Origin of the sequence: Polaribacter sp. SA4-10 (assembly GCF_002163835.1) — a bacterium.
Lineage (GTDB): Bacteria > Bacteroidota > Bacteroidia > Flavobacteriales > Flavobacteriaceae > Polaribacter.
On sequence record NZ_CP019331.1, the window covers coordinates 564746 to 584478 of the forward strand.

Consider the following 19733-nt stretch of genomic DNA (forward strand, 5'->3'; position numbering starts at 1 on the left):
CAAATTTGTTAACCACAAAAAAAACTTAGTTTATGAGAATTATTAAGATTAAAAGACAAACAAAAATAGAAAAACGTTTTAGTATAAAAATGGGAGAACTTACCACTAAAGTTACCTATATAAAAAAACACTTCTTAGGCTTGCCCATAAAAACGGTACATAAGTATCGTGAAACGTATTATGGTGAAGTGAAAAGTTGTGAGGATTGTATGCCTCTTGCGTAATTAAACAAGGCCAAAATACATCATTTATACATCACATTAATTTACATTTTAAATATTTATGAAAGTACTAGTTATCGGCGCAGGAAATATGGGACTAACCTATGCACAAGGAATGTCTAAATCAAACCTGCTCAAGAAAAAAAATATAATGGTGTTGGATACCTCTGATGAAAAATTAGAAAAGCTTCATCAAATTTCACACTTCGATGCCTTTAAAGAGCTAGAAGATTGTGTGCCAAAAGCAGATATTATTTTTATTGCTGTTAAGCCCCATCATGCGGAAGACTTATTTAAAAAGATGCATTCATTGGTTACACCCGGACAAGTTCTTGTTTCTATAATGGCGGGAGTTACTTTAGATGTTATACAGCAATTAACAGGTTTAAATAAAGTGATACGCGCAATGCCAAACTTACCTGCACAAGTAGGAATGGGAGTAACTTCTTATGTAGCTTCATCAGATACCTCACGAATAGAATTATTAACCATAGAGAGTTTATTAAATACCACTGGAAAATCTATTCGCGTAAGTAATGAAAGCTTAATTGATGCTTCTACTGGAATTTCTGGTAGTGGTCCTGCCTATGTATTTTACTTTATGCAAAGTATGATGGAAGCGGCATTACAAATGGGGTTTTCAAAAAATGACTCTAAGGTTTTAGTTAGTCAGACTTTTACTGGTGCGATAGAACTTTTCAATCAATCTAATTTATCACCTAATTCCTGGATGGAAAAAGTTGCATCAAAAGGAGGAACTACACAAGCAGCACTAGATTCAATGGATGATAATAATGTAAGTGAATTAATTAAAGAAGCAGCATTTGCAGCTTTCACCAGAGCTGTTGAATTAGGAAAAGAAAATTAATATGTATAAAGAAATAATTGTTATTAAGGTGGGAACCAATGTAATGACAAATAAAGATAATAGAATTGTAAGACCTGTATTAACAAGATTGGTTAAACAGATTGCTGAGCTCTATGAACGTGGTATTATTACCATCTTAGTATCATCAGGGTCTGTAATTGCAGGGAAAGAAGTGCTTGGAGATTCTAGTATACAAAATAAAACACAGAAAAGACAAGTGTATTCTGCTATAGGACAACCTAGATTGATGAGCCTTTATTATAAAATCTTTAAAGACCATGGAATGAGGTGCGCACAAGTACTTCCTACCAAACGAGATTTTAGTCCAGGAATACATCGAGAAAATATGATTAGCTGTTGTGAAGGATTGTTATCAGAAGGCGTTATTCCTATTGCAAATGAGGATGATGCTGTATCATTAACAATGTCTATGTTTTCAGATAATGATGAATTGGCGAGTCTTATTGCCAAATTAATCAATGCCGATAGGCTTATCATTCTTACAGATATTGATGGGTTATATACTGGACATCCTGATGTAGAGAGTAGTAATCTTATTCATAATGTTACTCCTAAAGAAGATTTAGAAAAATATATTAAGGATAATAATAATGATAAAAAGGAAGGAGAAGGCCGTGGCGGTATGGGATCAAAACTTATTTATGCTCAACAGACTGCTGCTCATAATATTCCAACTTTTATTGCAAATGGTAAGAGAGATAATACAATTATTGATATTATTGATGGAAAAAATATTGGAACGAAGGTGTCGCTTTAATCAAAAAATTAGTTACACAAATGTAGTGTAAATGACCAAATAATGTTTGAATTATTTATCATATGAAATCCTTTATTTTAGCCATAGTAGATATATAACAAGCCATTTAAGGAATTTTATAAATAAAAATAAAGGCTATAAATGGAAGTAAATAATTTGTTTTGATGTTTCGCATAACTGAAATCAATACTTAAATAATTAGAATCAATTATATAATGATTAAATATATATGTTGTTTAATTATATTTATATAAATATAAACAAAACGTAAAGTTATGGAATTAGTAAACGAAGCACTAGAGTTTGAAAATGCAAAAATGAGCAATATGTCTACAAGTGATAGAGTGGTTGCATCAAGAGAAGCAAAGCGTCTAATACTAGCCTTGAACGAGATTTATAAAGAGTCTAAAGACACTAGTTTAATGGATATAATGAAACGTTTAACAGTAAAGAAGAAAAGAATTGAAAAGCGTTTAAAAGGAAGGCCTGAACCTGCTTTTTAGATTATGGAATTAAATGTTATTAAGTATACAATTATAGCCCTGTTGTAAAAAATCCCCCCAACAGGATGTTTTAGAGATGGTTATTGTTTCCATATCTTTCGTGAAGCTATGATTTAATAAGAATTAGAATATACTTCTTTAGCCCTTTTAAAGCGATATGAAGTTATCTTCAATTAAAATTTTGTTGGCAGTATATTTAATATAAATATATAAAATTGAATATAGTATCAATAATTACCATAAAAGAGTGTAATTTTGGTTTTAAGAATAGTTTCCTGTTGAAAGCTTATAAAACTGTATGCTAATCGAAACTAACATCTACTAATTGTAATTTGGAAACGCTAAACATTATTTTAATTATTTTTTCGGCAATTTCTTTTTTATTTTATGGTTACAGCTGTCTGTCTTCTGATAAAATGAAGCACGAATTTCGTCGTTTTAAATTGAGTGAACTACAGCGAAAAATAACAGGTAGTCTTCAAATAATAGGGTCAATCACGCTATTGTTAGGTATATCTTATCCTTTATTAGGAATGATTGCTACCGCAGGACTTACCATACAAATGTTACTAGGCTTTATAGTTAGGCTAAAAATTAAAGATGCTATTTTACTTTCATTACCATCATTTGCCTTTATGATTTTTAATGGCTACCTTTTTAGCTATTTCTTAAAAATTTATCTTTAGTCTATTGCACTAGTGCAACTATTAGAGACAATGTAAAAAATATAAATGCGGGTAAAGACTTTTTAATTGGGTCACTTATCTTTAGATGCATCAGTATTGCTACAAACATTAAAAATGCGATTCCAAATGCTGAAGGAACTTCTAGTTTATCATAATAAATTGATGCCAAAAGCCCTAATGATAAAATTACTTTTAAGCTACCAACAAAATACATAACCCATTCTGGTAAACCATAAGATTCAAATTCTTCTTTCATATTATCCGCATTGTTTCCTCGCCACGCAGTAGCTTGTTTGAAACGAAAAAGCCATACGTTTATAATACTCCCGGCTATAATAATTTTAATTATACTAATAAGATATTCCATACTATTATTTAAATAAGTTAATTGTTATTTTCAGTTTATTAATTCTGAATCTTCTTTACTAAATTAGTTAATTTTTACTTCAGATGCTATGGTTTGTATGATATTTAAAGCAGCTTTTTCACCTGAAATCATTGCTGCATTTAATGACCCATTTAATTGGGTGTCTCCCGCAAGAAAGATACGATTAGTTATTTTAGTTTCAGAGGGAAGCATTTCATATTTTAATCCATTTAATTTGGGCAATGCTTTTGGTATTGCGTACTGCTTTATAAAGCTACACGAATCTATTCCACAATAGTGTTCTAATTCTTTTTGAACACGTATTTTTAATACTTCCTGAGATAAACCATGTTCCTTTACAACGGTAACAGATAATAATTCCTTTTTTCCTACTGAGTTTGATAAAATACTCGTGTGGTAGAATATGTTATTTATAAGCGCATCACTGTCTGCTATCAATCCAATAAGCGGTTTTGTAATCGTTCTGGTATTGGTTTCAAAATAGAGCGTATCACAAGATTTCCATTCCGTCTCTTGGTTTTTTAGATTTGCTATAAGTTGGCTAGCTTCTGTTGCAATAATTGTAAAATGACTTTTTAGTTCAGTGCCATCTTCAAGTATTATTTTACCCTCTTCTACAGACTTTACTTTTGTGTTAAACTGAAATGTAGTTTGTTTCAAATTCGCTTTTAATTGCTTCGGAATGGCTTCAATACCACCTTTAGGTACTGTCGCAAATCCTTCTCCAAACATTTTATAGACAAATTCAAACATCCTACTTGATGTTTCTAATTCTGGTTCTAAAAAGATACCACTAAAGAAAGGGGTAAAGAATTGAGAAATCATTTCTTCAGAAAAACCAAAATCTAATAAATATTGAAGTGTCGTTTTTTCAGTTTTATCAAAAATTTCCGCAAGTGTTGTTTTCTTTAAAAGATGATTTAGCTTCAATATTTTTAATTTATCTGAAAAATTTCCTATCCCAGATAATAAGGTTGGAAAAAGTAAGGCTATATTTCGTAAGGGATCTCCAATAGTTTTTTGGTTACCATTACTAAATATAGTAGCACCAGGAAGAAAATGTTGTAATTCCAAAGCTTCAAAATTTAAATATTTTTGAGCACTTGGGTAGGCGGTAAGCAATACTTGAAATCCGTGATCTAATTGATAGCCATTAATAACATCTGTTTTAACTCTTCCACCAACACGATCTGTTGCTTCAATGATAGTGGGTTTGTACCCATTATCTTCTAAGACTTTTGCGGCTATTAGTCCGCTTACTCCAGCGCCTATAATATGTATTTTATATTCTTTTTTATTCATACGTAATTGATTAATAATAAATAAAAATGCTTTAGCTAATTTAAGTTTTTTTCTATTGGTTTTTTATTTTATGAATCATAATAAGAAAGATTTAAATATTCATTTTTTATAGCAATCATTTTATCAATAAATTTTTTATTAGTACTGTAGTTCTTGTTTTTTAAAAATTGGATACAATTTCCATTGGCATGAATACTAAAAAATTGAGAGTTGTAAATAACCAATCGGTAGTATGGAATAATCCAAGAGAAACGCTCTAACTTACTTGTATAATGTACAATAATACCTCTTGGGCGAAGTTCTATATTGCCGTAATCTATTTCTCCAAATTTTAATTTTCCAAGATCTAATTTTGGACTTTTTGATTTAATAATTAATCTACTTGAGCCAATTCCTCCTTGTTTTATTCGTTCTATAAAGCGAAACGATTTTCCTACAAGCAATAGACTCTGTTGATTATAATCTTCATTTTTATAGGTTGTATCAAATACCATTGTTTTTTATTTAGAGGGTTAAACTTTGTAAATATTTTTCACCATTTTCAATATGCTGTTGTCTTTTTTCTTGTGGCATTTTATCAAACATAGAAACCAACATACCTAATCTTGGATTTTTCTTAAAGAAATCGCGGTGTGTATCCATAAATCGCCAAAATAATCCATCCCAAACGACCTGCCATTCGCCTTTCTTATAATTGCTCATTTTCATTAAGTAGTTACTACCACTTATATAGGGTTTCGAAGCCATTAATCCGCCATCTGCAAACTGACTCATTCCATATACATTTGGCACCATTACCCAATCATAACTATCTATAAAAAGTTCCATAAACCAACGGTATACTTCGTCTGGATCAAATTCGCAAAGCATCATAAAATTGCCCAACACCATTAAGCGTTCTATGTGATGGCAATAACCTGTTTCTAGTGTTTTTTTAATGGTTTGATCTATTGGGTAAATCCCTGTTGTTCCATCATAAAATGACTTCGGAATTTTTTTAGTGAATCCCCAAAAATTACGAGTCCGTTCATCGCTTCCTCTGCTTTCATACATACCACGTATAAACTCGCGCCAACCTATTATTTGACGCACAAAACCTTCTAATGAATTGATAGGGATATTATTTGCTTTCGCAAAAGTGATACTTTGTTCAATGATTTCTTTCGGAGTTATTAATCCCACATTTATCATTGGTGTTAATACACTATGATTTAATATAGAATTCTCTGCTATAATAGCATCTTCATAGGTCCCAAATTCTAAGAAACGTTGTTCTAAAAACTGCTGAAACCATTGTTTAGAGGTCTTAAAATTTGTTGGATATAAAGAGTTCTCACTGAGTTGGCCAATATTTTTTGAGAAGTTTTTATTTACATAATCAAGCGCTTCTTTGTAAAAGGAATCAACATCTGGAAACTGAATTGCTGGTGGTATCTTTTTTGCAGGATATTTTTTTCTATTTTCAGTATCAAAAGTCCATTTTCCGCCAGTTGGCTTTCCGTCTGAATCAATAAGAATATGTCTTTTATTTCTTTGATCTGTATAAAAAGACGTTTGATGGTATTTCTTTTTATCACTTCTGAAAAAAGGCTGTAAATCTTCTTTCGTATTTAAGAATAATGGCGAATCAAAGACGGTTCTTTCAATAGTATTAGCAGTACAACCTTTCTCAATTCTTTTCTGAAGCCAATTATCTACAGGATCTATATAGTTAATATGGGTAATGCCTTTCGATTTTAAAAACGGAATTAGCTCTCGCACATCTGAAACAGTATCTATTGATTCTACATAGACAACTTCACTATTTTTAGAAGCTAAAAAAGCTTCGTAATGTTTCATTGTGGCTCTATGATAGGCTATTTTCTGTTTGTGAAAGTTAAATTGCTTAAAGAATAAAAATTCTTCAATAATATATACAGGAAAACCATTCTCTAAAAGTGGAGAGGCTTCAAAAAGTTGATGCGGAAAAATTAGATTTACTTTTTTCATTTATGTTTTATGTCTTCTACAACGTTCACTGCAATATTTTACTTCTTCCCAATTCTTTTCCCATTTTTTACGCCATGTAAAAGGTCTGTCGCAGACCACACATATCTTTTGTGGTAAATTGGCTTTTTTCATCGTCTTTTATTTACGTGTGTTGCTAAAATGCTCTTTTTTTCAGCGTTAACTGCCGGATGCTTTTTATGTCCCCAAATTTTATCTCTTGCCATTTTAGCACTTGCTTTAAGATCAACTATTGGCAATGGGTAATCTACACCAATGGTTACACCACAAAAGGTTTGTTCCATATCACTCATTGTCCAAGGTTCATGAATATACCTTTCTGGAACATTCTCTAATTCAGGAATCCATTTTTTAATGAATAGCCCTTTAGCATCGTGCTCTTCAGAATTTTTTACAGGATTATAAAGTCGTACGGTGTTAATGCCTGTGGTTCCTGCTTGCATTTGAAATTGTGGATAGTGAATACCAGGTTCATAATCTAAAAACTGACGTGCTAAATGATACACACCCTCTCGCCAATCTTGATCTAAATTTAAAGTTAAAAAAGAAACAACCATGGCACGCATTCTAAAATTAATCCAACCTGTTTGTTCAACAGCACGCATACAAGCATCTATTAAGGGATAACCTGTTTGTCCTGTTTTCCAAGCTTTAATATCTGTTTCGTTCTTTTTGTGCGCTAACAATTCGTACCCTTTATTAATACATAACGTTTCATAGCTGCATGCTACTTCAAATTTTTGAATAAAATGACAATGCCAATGCAAACGAGTTAGCATTCCAGAAAAGGCGCGATTGTTTGCTGTTCCATTTGGATGTGTGCCTACAAAATGAAACACTTGCTTGATACTTATATTTCCCCAAGCAAAATAGGGAGACAATCTACTACAAGCGATTCTACTTTCTGTAGGTTTAGAAATATGCCTATGATAATTAAAGCCTCTTTTTTGAGCAAAAGACTTCAGATAACGCCATGCATTTTCTTCTCCTGCAGGTTGATAGTGTTTGGGATAGTTTTCTAATTTAGAAACTAATTGGGAAGGTACTACATAGGAATGTTCTAGTGTATTTAGTTCTGAAACTGAATAGCTGTTTTTTATAATAGGCGCGTGCATGGTAGCGTGCCATCGCTTATTCCAAGTATCTCTGTTTTTAAGTCCTCTTATAATACCATCGCGCTGACTTTCTTTCCAAACAATGTTCCTATTATCACAAAATTGTTTGATTTGTTTATCCCGTTTCCAAGTGGTTTTTGTACCACTTTCTTGATAGCTAAAAAGTTGTTGAATAGTGTAATTTTTATTCAGAAAAGTAAAGATCTCTATGGCTTCTCCATAAAAGACATCAACACAACGATTATACTCTTTTAAGCGGTTATTAAGTGATTGTATAGAATGATATACAAACTGTAAATGCCTTGGACTTGTATCGGGATATGCTATAATACTGGGTTCAAAAAGGTAGATAATAAGATACGGAATGCCTGCTTGTTCTGCTTTATGTAAAGGTTCGTGATCTTGCAATCGCAAGTCCCGTTTTAACCAAACTATATTTATGGGTTTTGTGTTCAAAATGTAATTTCCTTTTTACACTTTTTCCAAAAAGAAAAGAAAGAAGGGGAGTAGCCTTTTACAGAAAATAGCCAATCTCTTTGCGTCTCAATACCTTGGTAATGTTTGTTTAAAGGATGTTCTTTGTAATAGATACTTTCTAAATCATAGGTGGTTTTAAGCGCATCGAATTCTCCCACAAATAGTTGGATATTTTCTATATTTTTTGAAAGACCAATTATAAAATTAATCGTGTTTTGAGATACTGGATAGTCTTCAAAATGCGAAGGGGCTAATAAAAGAACGCGATTTGCTGTTTGTTCTTTTTTCCAATTTGGGTCTAAGTTGTAGAAATTATAAATAAGCGTAGGTAGCTCTTTATTTATACGTATCGGTTTTGGTGCTGGAAGCGGCGTTTTTAATTCTAATGTTTCTGAAGGTAACAATACAGTAGGTATTGTTAAGTTTTCAAAATCATCATAAGATACATCTAAAAAAGTGCCCGTTTGGTCACTATAACAAAAGGTATTAATGTTTTCTTGATTTGCATAATACTTTTTATTGCTATTTGCTCCTGCAACCCATTGCCAGCTTAACGCATTGCTAGCCCAATCTGCATCTAATAAATGATAGTACATCCATTTTGCTGGATGTTTCCAGTGATTTTGACCAATGTTACAAGCAATAGAAGCCATGTACATTCTTAAATGATTATGAAGGTAGCCTGTTTTGTAAAACTGTTCAATGCTATTGTCTATGGCTATAATACCCGTATTCGCATTTGCTAAATTTCTGGAAATTCCGTTGGTTACAACTGGAGTTTGAGTATGTTTTATATCTTGATTTATAGCATCTCCTTTAGCAATCCAAACCTGTTGCCAATAATCTCGCCACGCGAGCTCTTGAATAAATTTTAAGATAGTACTTGGATGAAAATTACGTTTTAATAATTCTTGGTAAACAAATTTTGTAGAAATAACACCACGAGAAATATACGGCGATAAGTAACTTACAGCACCATCTATATAATTTCTAGATTTGCCATAACCAACAGGGTCTATAGTTGCTATTCTATCTAATATCTCATCAAATTCTGTTGGAAAATACATTTTTTTATTTGTCTCATTTTGTGTTAACGTTTGCTAATTTTATTACCAGAAATAGCGCGTTGTCTTGTGCATTTAAAACGAGTAATATCTTGGCTTCGTTTTGCTAAATGTTTTGTGCTTACACCACTATTTACACGTTTTCTCCAACGTTTAAAACTAGCCTCTTTTAGATTACCACGCATTAACTTAATCACCTCTTTTTCTGGAATAGCAAACTGAAATTTTATCGCTTCAAAAGGGGTTCTGTCTTCCCAAGCCATTTCTATAATGCGGTCTAATTGTCTTTCTGTAAAGCTATTTTCTTGTATAATTTCTAAACTACTTTTTCCCATATTTGATCTGCGTTTAAATAGAAACTTCCGAGTGCATTAAAACGACATTCGTTTGGTGCGATAATAGATAAAAAATGATCACCATTCTCACGAAGATATAAATGATAATGTTGACCTATTATAGGTTCAAAAGTGAATTTTGCGTTGTGTATTAATTTATTATCCTCAAACTCCTGCATTAACTGCTCATATTGTTCTTTGATTTCTTTAAACTTCGTTTGAACTTTATGATTCAATTTATTAACACTTCTGTTTTTCCAAGCAATAGTATCTGTAGTGGTAATAACAGGAGCGCCAACACTTGTTGCATAGGGTTTTAAATACGCATCATATTTTTGAGTCTCCGTATTATAAACAACATTATCAGGTTTCTTTTCTTTGATCATTTTACTTTAGCTTCTCAAATTCTTTCATAACCTCTTCAGCTTCATAAACCTTTTTATCACTTAGTTTTCTATTGGTTGTAGAAAGGCTATGTGCTTCTTTGGTTAGCTTTTGATATTTCTCGTACAACTTGTCTTTTTCTGATTTCTTTTTAAATAATCCGAACATAATAGTCTGTTTTAAGTTAAGTTTCTATCAATTAATTATAATGCAAAGATACAATATGTTTAACTTTTAATCATTATACTTAAACAGAAAAAACAATCTCTAAATTAAATAGCTTTATCTAATGGATAACCCCTAATTAAAAATGCCCTATAATGCTTTGGTAAAAAGTTGTCTTATTACTTTAAATCTGTTTTTTTTCTTATAAAAAGTTTCTTAAAAAACATAATGAAACCCTTTAGGGTGCACGAGGCCTTATTTATCAAATAGGAAAAGGGGCGCGTAAACACTTTTTACACAACTAGATAGCAGGGAAGCATAATACGTGTGGAAAGGATTAATTTTCTGCTTTTAAATTAGTAGAAGAATGGGTATTAATACGCGTTTTTTATCTAATGCGATAACCTATTTTTATCAAAAACATAAATATAATTATGAGAACCCCCATTCTAGTTTTATTATTATTCACATCACTTTTAATAAAAGCACAAACACCCATAAGCGATGATAACTTCCAACAAGCTATAAATACGTGTTTATCTACAAATCCAGAAGATGGAATGTGTAGCGATAGTGAATACGGAGCGATGCCAGATTGGGATGTAAGTAACGTAAATACTATGCATGAAGCTTTTGCTTTTAAAAACGATTTCAATGGAGATATTTCAAATTGGGATGTGAGTAGTGTTACTAATATGTCTGGGATGTTTTATTGGGCTGAGAAGTTTAGTGGGGATATAAGTAATTGGGATGTAAGTAGTGTTTCTAATATGGAGCATGCGTTTCAATATGCTTTAAATTTTAATGGAGATGTAAGTAATTGGGATGTAAGTAGTGTTTCTAATATGGAGCATGCGTTTTCATATACTTTAAATTTTGATGGGGATGTAAGTCGTTGGGATGTGAGTAGTGTTGCTAATATGATACATATGTTTATGCATAGTGATTTGTCTACAGATAACTATGATAAACTTTTAAATAAATGGTCAACACTAAGTTTACAAACAGGTGTAACTCTTGGAGCGTCAGGTATTAATTATTGTAACAGCACAGCTGCAAGACAAAGCATTATAAGTACGTATGGTTGGACAATTAATGATGAAGGTTTTGATTGTACAAACGCTTCAACAGCCATAAACAATACAAACTTCCAACAAGCTATAAATACGTGCTTAACAACAAATCCAGCCGATGGAATGTGTAGTACTAGTGAATACGGAGCGATGCCAGATTGGGATGTAAGTGCTGTAACTGATATGTCAGAAGCTTTTCTTGGAAGATCAAATTTTAATGGAGATATTTCAAATTGGGATGTGAGTAATGTTACTCATATGAGAAGTATGTTTAATAATTCTGCTTTGTCTACAGCTAATTATGATAAACTTTTAAATGGTTGGAGCAAGTTAATATTGAAGTATGGAGTTACTTTTAGTGGTGGTAATAGCAAATACTGTGCTGGCTCAGATGCAAGAGCAGCCATAAAGAATGATTTTGGATGGACTATTAGTGATGGTGGTATTTTAAATCCGCCAACATTAACAGCTGTAGAAGAAGATATTAATGAAAACCTGGATATCGACTGTAATTTCACCATTGTTGATTATACAAGTTTAACAACTTCCTCTGGTGATTGCGGAACTATTACAGTAACACAAGACCCTATTGTAGGCAATGTAATTAACGGTCACGGAACAACTCAACTCGTTACATTAACTGCATCCGATCTCAATGGAAATTCTGATAGTACCACTTTTAATGTCACCTTGGTAGATAATAGTGCGCCAACAATTGTTGCCAAAAATATTGATGTTTACTTAGACGGATCAGGTAACGGAACAATCGTAGCGGCGGATATCGACGGAGGTTCAACTGATAATTGTGGTATTGTTGCTTTAAGTGCATCGCAAACCGCATTCTCTTGTTCAGATCTTAATCCAATAGTAGCAAATGATATAATCATTACAGGTGTTTACGATGGACCACTTCCAGGTGGGTTACCAAAGGGAGTTGAATTATACGTAGTAAACAACATCCCTGATTTGGCTCAATATGGATTAGGCTCTGCAAACAATGGCGGCGGAACAGATGACCAAGAATTTACATTTCCTCCAGGTGCAGCAACAGCAGGACAGTTTATTCATGTTGCTTCAGAATCATCAGAATTTAATAACTTCTTTGGATTTACACCAGATTATACAACGGGTGCGGTGACCATAAATGGTGATGATGCTATAGAACTTTTCTTTACAGGATCTGTAATTGATGTTTTTGGAGATATTAATGTAGACGGAAATGGTCAACCATGGGAATATCTAGATGGTTGGGCTTATAGAAATAACACCATTGCATCTGATAGAACGACTTTCCAATTAGGAAACTGGTCTTTTTCAGGAACGAACGCTTTGGATGGAGAAACTACAAATGCTTCTGCTCATACACCTGTTCCGGTTGGGTCATTTGTATATTCACCTTCACCTTCAGGTACCGCTCCCGTTTCAGTTACACTTACTGTAACCGATGCAAATGGTAACAGTGCAACTGCTATTGCAACTGTGACTGTTGTAGACAATATAAATCCAACGATTGCAACCTTAACAGCTATAAGCGTAAATGCAGATACAGGTGTTTGTACCTATGCAAGTTCACAATTAATAAAACCAACAGCAGATGATAATTGTAGTGTGGCAAGTGTGGTAGCTTCACCTACAAGTTTAGTTTTAGGGGAGAATACAGTAACTTGGACAGTAACAGACGGTGCTGGGTTAACAGAAACTTCTGAACAAACAGTTACAGTAACACAAAAACCAGCAATTAATACCGTGTCACCTAACAATGGAAAATCTGGTGATATAGTTACAATAAACGGTACTAATTTTGGAGGCTCATCTTTACCTACAGTAACTATAGGAGGTGTGTTTATGGCGGTTAATAGTGCAACCGAAACAAGTATTGAAGTGACATTACCAGCGGATACATGTGGTGGTGCTATTACAGTGACCAATAGTTGCGGAGTTACTTCAGGTAGTATTCCTTATGAATATACCTCACCAACTATTAATGCTGTTTCCCCTAACAATGGAAAATCTGGTGATACCGTTACAATAAACGGTACTGGTTTTAGTGACTCATCTTTACCTACAGTAACTATAGGAGGTGTTTCTATGGCGGTTAATAGTGCAACCGAAACAAGTATTGAAGTGACATTACCACCTAATACATGTGGTGGTGCTATTGCAGTAATTAATAGTTGCGGAGTTACTTCAAATACTAAGCTTTATGTATATACCCCTACCACCTACACTTATAACAACGGTTGGTCGCCATCAGGCGACCCCACAGGTATTGCAGTGTTATGTGACAACATTATTATAGCAGCAGGCGATGCTACCTTAGCAAGCAACACCAATTTTAATACTTTAACAGTGGCACCAGGAACCTCTTTAACAGTAGCTGCAGGAGTAAGAATAACGTCTTCTACATCTATTACTTTAGAGTCTACTTCTACAAGTTATTCAAGTTTACTACTAAATGGTACTATAGACGGTACGGTATACTACAAACGCTTTGTAAATTCATATACCAATGATGCAGTTAATAATGATAACGATCTTGTTAGTGCGCCTTTAACAGGAGAAAGTTTTGGTAGTTTTGCAGCAGCTAATGCTAATCTTTTAGCCTCTGGTAGCCTGCGCGCCTTTGCACCTTTTGATAAGACTACAGGAAGCTATACAAATTATGACACTTCCATTAATAGTGGTAGTAGTATTACAGCAGGTACAGGGTATCGTATTGCTACAAATGATGGTGCTACGGTTACCTTTACAGGAGAAGTACAAACAGGAGAAGTAGCTGTTGATATACAAGATGCTGGCCCTAATTATGCAGCTTGGAACCTTATAGGGAATCCTTACCCGTCTTATGTAAGTGCATCTGATTTTTTAAATCATGAAGTTGCAACAGGTGTTACAAATTTATCGCTACTAGAAAACGCATCTGGTATTTACGGCTATGATGGTGATGGTACTGATGGTTGGGATATTATTACATTAGCTAATGTTGGGTCTCGTTTATTAGCCCCAGGACAAGGCTTTTTTGTTGCCGCAGATGCCAATTATGTTGAAGATTATAACTTATTATTTACACCTTCTATGAGAAGAATGGGTAATAATGATGATTTTATATCAGGGCGTTCTGCCAATACACTGCTGTTTTTAAAACTGAAGGCCAGTACAACGGATACTAGTTATAAAACAGCATTTTATTTTAATGACAATGCTAGTAAAGGATTAGACGCAGGTTATGATGCGGTAATTATGGGAGGGTATGCACCATACTTTGCTTTGTACTCTCATTTGGTTGAAGAAAATACCGGTGTACCAATAGCCTTACAAGCTTTAGGTAGTAGCGATGTATCTAATATTACCATTCCTATTGGCGTAAACGCCAAGGCAGATGTACCCTTAACCTTTAGTATTAGTGAATCTAATTTACCAGCAGGCGTAGCTGTTTACCTTGAAGATGCTTTATACAATACAACAACATTATTAACTAGTTCAAATTATATAGTAACTCCAGAAAACAACCTAAAAGGCACAGGACGTTTCTTTTTAAAGATTACAGGTACAACTTTATCTACAGATTTAACAACCAAAGATTATTTGCAGATATACACCGTAAAATCATTAAAACAAATTGTTATAAAAGGTTTGTTACAAGGTGCTACTAGCGTCACTGTATATGATATGAAAGGTCTTTTAGTAAAACGTCAAAACCTAGATGCATCACGCACATCTAATACCATAGATGTTAGTACTATTAGTGATGGTGTATATGTAGTAAAATTGGAGAATAATCAGCTCTTAAAAACTCAAAAAGTAATTATTAAGTAATAAAACGTATTTAAATGAAAGACCTCACAAATAAATCAAATATTACGCGTAAAGAAGCTGTGAAAAAAATGGGTAAATATGCAGCGTTAACCGCATTAGGTACGTTTATTATATTAAGCCCTCAAAAAGCACAGGCAAGTTCACCTCCCCCAGAAACGGGTGATAATCCTTTTTAATTATAAGCGACACAATTAAAGAAGCGTGTATTGTTACTTTAATAAATTAGTAGTAACATTCATATTACTTTTAAACTTCTTTAAAGACGTTAGTTTGCTAAAAAGTACGGTGCGGTTCAAAGGGGGTAGAGGCTTATTTATCAAATAGGAAAGGGGGGCAGTAAACACTTTTTATGCGACTGCTTAGTAGGGAAACATAATACGTGTGGAAAGGATTAATTTTCTGCTTTTAAATTATTAGAAGAATGGGTATTAATACGCGTTTTTTATCTAATACGATAACCTATTTTTATCAAAAACATAAATATAATTATGAGAACCCCCATTCTAGTTTTATTATTATTCTCGTCGATTTTAATAAAAGCACAAACCCCCATAGACGATACCAACTTCCAACAAGCTATAAATATTTGTTTATCTACAAATCCAGCCGATGGAATGTGTAGTGATAGTGAATACGGTGCAATGCCAGATTGGAATGTAAGTAGTGTAACTACTATGCGAGACGCTTTTAATGATAGATCATCTTTCAATGGAGATATTTCAAATTGGAATGTGAGTAGTGTAACTAATATGTTTGGTATGTTTTTCAAAGCATCTGCATTTAACCAAGATATTAGTACTTGGGATGTGAGTAGTGTTACTAATATTGGTGCTATGTTTTATCAAGCACTCTCATTTAATCAAGATATAGGTTCTTGGGACGTGAGTAGTGCTATTACAATGTTCTATATGTTTAATGCAGCACTCTCATTTAATCAAGATATAGGTTCTTGGGATGTGCGTACTGTTATTAATATGACGTATATGTTTTATCAAGCATTGGAATTTAATCAGGATATTAGTTCCTGGGATGTGACTTCTGTTACTGTTATGAATGCTATGTTTGATGACTCTGGTCTCTCTACAACTAATTATGATGTGCTTTTAAATGGATGGTCTCAACAAACCGTTCAACAAAATATAGCATTTGGTGCAGCTGGTGTTGCATACTGCAATGGACAAGACGCAAGACAGAAATTGATAGATACTTATGGATGGACATTTACAGATGGTGGTTTAGACTGCACTTCACTTGGTTTAGAAGACCAAAACCGAATCGCTATTTCAATATATCCAAACCCAGTAAAAGACAAACTATTTATTCAAGGAGTATCAAACCCAGCAAAAGTTTCAATCTACAATGTGTTAGGTAAATTAGTCCTCTCTAAAACAACTTCAAGTGAAGTAGATTTAGAGGGATTACAAAGTGGTGTTTATATTATAAAAATTATGGACCAACAAAAGGAAACAACCCGCAAGTTTATTAAGAACTAATCTTTAGAGATACAATATCTATTAAATCATAGCTATTGATACAAGTCTAAAGTACTATATAGATTGTTTTAAAATCTTTTCTCCTCTAATTCTCTTTCAAAAATGTAATGAAACCCTTTAGGCTTCAAGAGGCCTTATTGATCAAAGAGGAAAGGGGTACGTAAACACTCTTTTTACAAAGCAATGATAGGATTAAAGTGGTAGTATGTGTGTGTGGAATGAACCAATTATTTTAATCATTGAAAATCCTATTTTGTAATAAATAGCCACATGATCAATTGTTAAACAGCCATTTATTTTATAACCTTTGAAATTACGATACTATTTGGAATCCTTTTTTTAAGGGAATATTTAAAAATAAAAGAAGATTGTATTTTTGATTATTTTCCTGTTATCATATAAAACAGGCGAAGATTAGCGCTGATTTAAAAGCATATAAAAACCTATCAATCTTTATAAAAATGATAGGTTTTTCTTATCTATTTATAAGTAACTATGCTTATTTGTAACTTATTGTTGCTAGTGCTTTAGAATCTATTGGCGAATTAGCCGTAATTATTGTGCCTAATTTTAATTCGGAATAAATATGGCTTAAAGCATTAGGAGTATTTTGATGTAAACTATTAGAATGACAAGCAAAACAACTTGCGTTAGAAGTATTAAATTTTTTTGCTCCATATTGAAAATAAGTTTCCATGGTACTATTTGCTAGTTGACTAGCACCAACAGCTACACCCGGGCTTGTTTGTTTTCTCTCAACAGAATAACTTTTTCCAGTTGGTGCTGCACCCTTTTGTGTCCAAGTAGCACCAATAAAGATATAATTTTTACGGACGTCACCCTTTATTAATTGATTACGCACAGTATTATTTATCGCTATTATCTGGCTATTAGACGCAGCTGTAGAATTATTTTCATTATTTGGAGCATAGTCATTATCATATGCTACTCCAAAAGCATTAATTCTTTTTGTATTACTGGCTGTAATAGTTTTTCCTGCTTTAGCTTCTATTGCATTGTCTGTTTTACCATATTTCATATTTACTATATTAAAAACAGTATCGGTACTTTTTTTATTTAATAACCAATTGTCTCCTGTGTCAGCCGCTATTGTTCTTGTTTGCTTATTCGCATCTATGTATTTATAGCCTAAACTTGGTGAATTATGTTGATGTTCAAATGTTGCCCATATCATCTCAGGATGTCCGTTAACACTTCCAACAACATGCATTCCTATCAAGGCTAATGTTTTGGTTTCGGTATTACCTGTTGGTGTCCAAATAGTATCTATTTTTTTGTCGTAAATAGGTACATTTGCCTTAACCGTAATATAGTCCGTTTTATTAACAGTTGGAATGGTAGCGAGATCTACCCATGAGGTTTTAAGCTCCATTGATAGGGTATTAGGGCTTTTTAAAGTTTCTCCGTTGCCTTTGGCAAAAGCTTTAATAGCGTCTAATTCAGTTTGAGTTGTTGGGAACTTCTTGTTTGGGTATTTTATTGAATCTTGTTTGCCTGCTGTTAAAAATTGAGCATATACGTCATTCACAAAGGTAATATAGTAGATTAGAGAACCCTCTTTAGACATTAGAACATCACCATCTCCTGCTTGACCCTCTTCAGAATCTAACTTCATGATATTAACAGAGGCAGACAAAGTTTTTGTGGAATGATGAGGTATTAAATTTCTTTTTTTAAGTGAATCTGGCGGAGACACCGTATAAAATTCACGGGTTTCAAGAACAATTGTACTGTCTTGAGGAGAGGTTATCCAAAGAAACATTTGTTCTGACCATTCATAGAAATCAATATTAGTACCGTTATTAAAAGCTACACTGTTAGCTGGAAGTACTTCGCCATTTAAAATAACATTTGCATGCACAAACCAATTATTCAATTTTAAATAAGGAATTTTTTCAACATCGGTTGGAAGTTTAGTATAATCTAGTGTTGTATAACCTGAAGATATTACTTTATTATCTTTATTGCATGAAGTCATGATTAGTAAGAAAAGTACCAGAATTTCTGAAAATTTTAAAACTGTTTTTTTCATATTTTTGTGAGTTTATTTTAATTAATTATTAGAGTTTTAAAATTAATTTATTTATTCCTCTCCTAAAAGAGTATAAATACCTGATTTTTAAGGCATCTTAAAATATTATGCTTTTTGGTGTTTGATACTCTTGTGTAGTATTTTTTTTTATTTAATTCATAAATACGTACTATTTCTTTTAAAATAATAGCTATTAATATAAATCTAAAGGACTGTATAGCTTGTTGTAAATAGCTTTTAAGCAAGTTTAATTTACACTTGTTTGCTGCTTTTAAAGCATCCTAATAACAATGTTTATGGTACATAAGAGATTTTATAGGATATTTAAGATAATAGAGAATTATAATTACAGACTAATATATATGAAGTTTGCTTTAAAGAGCTTCTAACTATGCATCACTCAAAGTAAAACCTCTCATCAAAAATGTAGTATAATTTGGTGCTTGGAGCCTGTTCTAAACTTGATTTGAGATAGCCTTAACTTTACTTATGCGTTTTTATTTTCTTTGGTATTCATGAATCTCCTTTGTCGATTTGTCTAAAAAGCGAGATTATTACTTAAATTTCTTTAAAAAAGTTCTTCTCAAAAGTTCTTCTCAAAAGTTTCTGCTGCAATTTTAATGAAATCGAGCTTTTTGCGAGATTCAGGAACTCCAATAAAACAATAAAAACCTTGCGAATAAACACTTATTATACTGACTGACGAAAGGAGGGAAGCATAATGTGTGTGGAATGACAGACAAGTGAGTAGGTTACTTTCTTTAAGTATGCTTCTCTTTTTATAGTATTCAAAAAATTATTGACTTGTTTTAAATTTACCTGATAAAATCCTTTTAGCTTTTAAAAGTTGATGAATTTAATGCAGTAATGACCAATATCATTGCCTGTTTTATATACATTATTGAACTTGATGTATTAAAAAAAAATAGTTAAAAATGAAATTAAAAACGATGTATCATGAAGAAATTTATTACGCTACTGTTAATTATTCTTGTTTCAATTCCG

At 32.6% G+C, this 19733-nt stretch carries 19 protein-coding genes; 8 read left to right on the plus strand and 11 right to left on the minus strand.

What is annotated here, in order from left to right; genetic code table 11:
* Positions 1–32 precede the first annotated feature (32 nt).
* From BTO04_RS02570 to BTO04_RS02590, 5 genes are all read left to right on the plus strand, one after another.
* Positions 33–224 (plus strand): hypothetical protein, encoded by a 192-nt coding sequence (locus BTO04_RS02570; protein ID WP_087563007.1) that lies wholly within the window; start codon positions 33–35, stop codon positions 222–224.
* Positions 225–282: 58 nt separating this feature from the next.
* Entirely contained in the window at positions 283–1089 is an 807-nt protein-coding gene (gene proC, locus BTO04_RS02575) for a pyrroline-5-carboxylate reductase (protein WP_087563008.1), read from the plus strand.
* A 1-nt stretch (position 1090) separates the two neighbouring features.
* Positions 1091–1867, plus strand: coding sequence for a glutamate 5-kinase (gene proB / locus BTO04_RS02580; RefSeq protein WP_087563009.1), 777 nt, complete (start codon positions 1091–1093; stop codon positions 1865–1867).
* A gap of 275 nt (positions 1868–2142) precedes the next feature.
* Entirely contained in the window at positions 2143–2370 is a 228-nt protein-coding gene (locus tag BTO04_RS02585; RefSeq protein WP_087563010.1) for a hypothetical protein, read from the plus strand.
* Between the two features lie 332 nt (positions 2371–2702).
* Positions 2703–3056 (plus strand): DoxX family protein, encoded by a 354-nt coding sequence (locus tag BTO04_RS02590; RefSeq protein ID WP_087563011.1) that lies wholly within the window; start codon positions 2703–2705, stop codon positions 3054–3056.
* Between the two features lies 1 nt (position 3057).
* Here BTO04_RS02590 and BTO04_RS02595 read toward each other — a convergent pair whose 3' ends face one another.
* The 10 genes from BTO04_RS02595 to BTO04_RS15150 form a co-directional block, all read right to left on the minus strand.
* Entirely contained in the window at positions 3058–3312 is a 255-nt protein-coding gene (locus BTO04_RS02595; RefSeq protein WP_232455933.1) for a DoxX family protein, read from the minus strand.
* Positions 3313–3486: 174 nt separating this feature from the next.
* Positions 3487–4746, minus strand: a complete 1260-nt coding sequence (locus tag BTO04_RS02600) for an NAD(P)/FAD-dependent oxidoreductase (RefSeq protein WP_087563013.1) — start codon at positions 4744–4746, stop codon at positions 3487–3489.
* Between the two features lie 68 nt (positions 4747–4814).
* A complete protein-coding gene (locus BTO04_RS02605) occupies positions 4815–5240 on the minus strand; it encodes a hypothetical protein (RefSeq protein ID WP_087563014.1) in 426 nt (141 codons plus the stop codon).
* A 10-nt stretch (positions 5241–5250) separates the two neighbouring features.
* Positions 5251–6735, minus strand: coding sequence for a cryptochrome/photolyase family protein (locus tag BTO04_RS02610; RefSeq protein WP_087563015.1), 1485 nt, complete (start codon positions 6733–6735; stop codon positions 5251–5253).
* Complete coding sequence (locus BTO04_RS02615; protein ID WP_087563016.1) at positions 6736–6867, minus strand: DUF2256 domain-containing protein; 132 nt, start codon at positions 6865–6867, stop codon at positions 6736–6738.
* On the minus strand, positions 6864–8324 hold the full coding sequence (locus BTO04_RS02620; protein WP_087563017.1) for a cryptochrome/deoxyribodipyrimidine photo-lyase family protein: 1461 nt from the start codon (positions 8322–8324) through the stop codon (positions 6864–6866). Before BTO04_RS02620 ends, BTO04_RS02615 begins: the two co-directional genes overlap by 4 nt.
* Complete coding sequence (locus BTO04_RS02625; protein ID WP_087563018.1) at positions 8321–9412, minus strand: FAD-binding domain-containing protein; 1092 nt, start codon at positions 9410–9412, stop codon at positions 8321–8323. Before BTO04_RS02625 ends, BTO04_RS02620 begins: the two co-directional genes overlap by 4 nt.
* Positions 9413–9435: 23 nt before the next feature.
* Positions 9436–9744 carry a TIGR03643 family protein gene (locus BTO04_RS02630; RefSeq protein WP_087563019.1) on the minus strand — a complete coding sequence of 103 codons (309 nt, stop codon included), beginning with the start codon at positions 9742–9744 and terminating at the stop codon, positions 9436–9438.
* Positions 9726–10130: a DUF2452 domain-containing protein gene (locus tag BTO04_RS02635; RefSeq protein ID WP_087563020.1), complete on the minus strand. Its 405-nt coding sequence runs from the start codon at positions 10128–10130 to the stop codon at positions 9726–9728. The genes BTO04_RS02630 and BTO04_RS02635 overlap by 19 nt, the downstream gene beginning before the upstream one ends.
* Position 10131: 1 nt before the next feature.
* The gene (locus BTO04_RS15150) at positions 10132–10296 is read right to left on the minus strand and encodes a Lacal_2735 family protein (protein ID WP_157662411.1); all 165 of its coding nucleotides are present in this window, start codon (positions 10294–10296) and stop codon (positions 10132–10134) included.
* 431 nt (positions 10297–10727) lie between these two features.
* Between BTO04_RS15150 and BTO04_RS02640 the strand changes: the two genes are divergently transcribed.
* From BTO04_RS02640 to BTO04_RS02645, 3 genes are all read left to right on the plus strand, one after another.
* Complete coding sequence (locus BTO04_RS02640; protein WP_087563021.1) at positions 10728–15182, plus strand: BspA family leucine-rich repeat surface protein; 4455 nt, start codon at positions 10728–10730, stop codon at positions 15180–15182.
* 14 nt (positions 15183–15196) lie between these two features.
* Positions 15197–15358, plus strand: coding sequence for a hypothetical protein (locus BTO04_RS15300; RefSeq protein ID WP_198342096.1), 162 nt, complete (start codon positions 15197–15199; stop codon positions 15356–15358).
* A gap of 312 nt (positions 15359–15670) precedes the next feature.
* Positions 15671–16675, plus strand: coding sequence for a BspA family leucine-rich repeat surface protein (locus BTO04_RS02645; RefSeq protein ID WP_087563022.1), 1005 nt, complete (start codon positions 15671–15673; stop codon positions 16673–16675).
* A 499-nt stretch (positions 16676–17174) separates the two neighbouring features.
* Here the strand turns inward: BTO04_RS02645 and BTO04_RS02650 are convergent, their stop codons facing one another.
* Entirely contained in the window at positions 17175–18728 is a 1554-nt protein-coding gene (locus BTO04_RS02650; protein ID WP_157662412.1) for a hypothetical protein, read from the minus strand.
* Positions 18729–19733: the final 1005 nt, after the last annotated feature.

Coding starts and splice junctions, on each gene's coding strand:
- BTO04_RS02570 (WP_087563007.1), top strand. CDS start 33: ATGAGAATTATTAAGATTAAAAGACAAACAAAAATAGAAAAACGTTTT.
- proC (WP_087563008.1), top strand. CDS start 283: ATGAAAGTACTAGTTATCGGCGCAGGAAATATGGGACTAACCTATGCA.
- proB (WP_087563009.1), top strand. CDS start 1,091: ATGTATAAAGAAATAATTGTTATTAAGGTGGGAACCAATGTAATGACA.
- BTO04_RS02585 (WP_087563010.1), top strand. CDS start 2,143: ATGGAATTAGTAAACGAAGCACTAGAGTTTGAAAATGCAAAAATGAGC.
- BTO04_RS02595 (WP_232455933.1), bottom strand. CDS start 3,312: ATGAAAGAAGAATTTGAATCTTATGGTTTACCAGAATGGGTTATGTAT.
- BTO04_RS02600 (WP_087563013.1), bottom strand. CDS start 4,746: ATGAATAAAAAAGAATATAAAATACATATTATAGGCGCTGGAGTAAGC.
- BTO04_RS02605 (WP_087563014.1), bottom strand. CDS start 5,240: ATGGTATTTGATACAACCTATAAAAATGAAGATTATAATCAACAGAGT.
- BTO04_RS02610 (WP_087563015.1), bottom strand. CDS start 6,735: ATGAAAAAAGTAAATCTAATTTTTCCGCATCAACTTTTTGAAGCCTCT.
- BTO04_RS02615 (WP_087563016.1), bottom strand. CDS start 6,867: ATGAAAAAAGCCAATTTACCACAAAAGATATGTGTGGTCTGCGACAGA.
- BTO04_RS02625 (WP_087563018.1), bottom strand. CDS start 9,412: ATGTATTTTCCAACAGAATTTGATGAGATATTAGATAGAATAGCAACT.
- BTO04_RS02630 (WP_087563019.1), bottom strand. CDS start 9,744: ATGGGAAAAAGTAGTTTAGAAATTATACAAGAAAATAGCTTTACAGAA.
- BTO04_RS02635 (WP_087563020.1), bottom strand. CDS start 10,130: ATGATCAAAGAAAAGAAACCTGATAATGTTGTTTATAATACGGAGACT.
- BTO04_RS15150 (WP_157662411.1), bottom strand. CDS start 10,296: ATGTTCGGATTATTTAAAAAGAAATCAGAAAAAGACAAGTTGTACGAG.
- BTO04_RS02640 (WP_087563021.1), top strand. CDS start 10,728: ATGAGAACCCCCATTCTAGTTTTATTATTATTCACATCACTTTTAATA.
- BTO04_RS15300 (WP_198342096.1), top strand. CDS start 15,197: ATGAAAGACCTCACAAATAAATCAAATATTACGCGTAAAGAAGCTGTG.
- BTO04_RS02645 (WP_087563022.1), top strand. CDS start 15,671: ATGAGAACCCCCATTCTAGTTTTATTATTATTCTCGTCGATTTTAATA.
- BTO04_RS02650 (WP_157662412.1), bottom strand. CDS start 18,728: ATGAAAAAAACAGTTTTAAAATTTTCAGAAATTCTGGTACTTTTCTTA.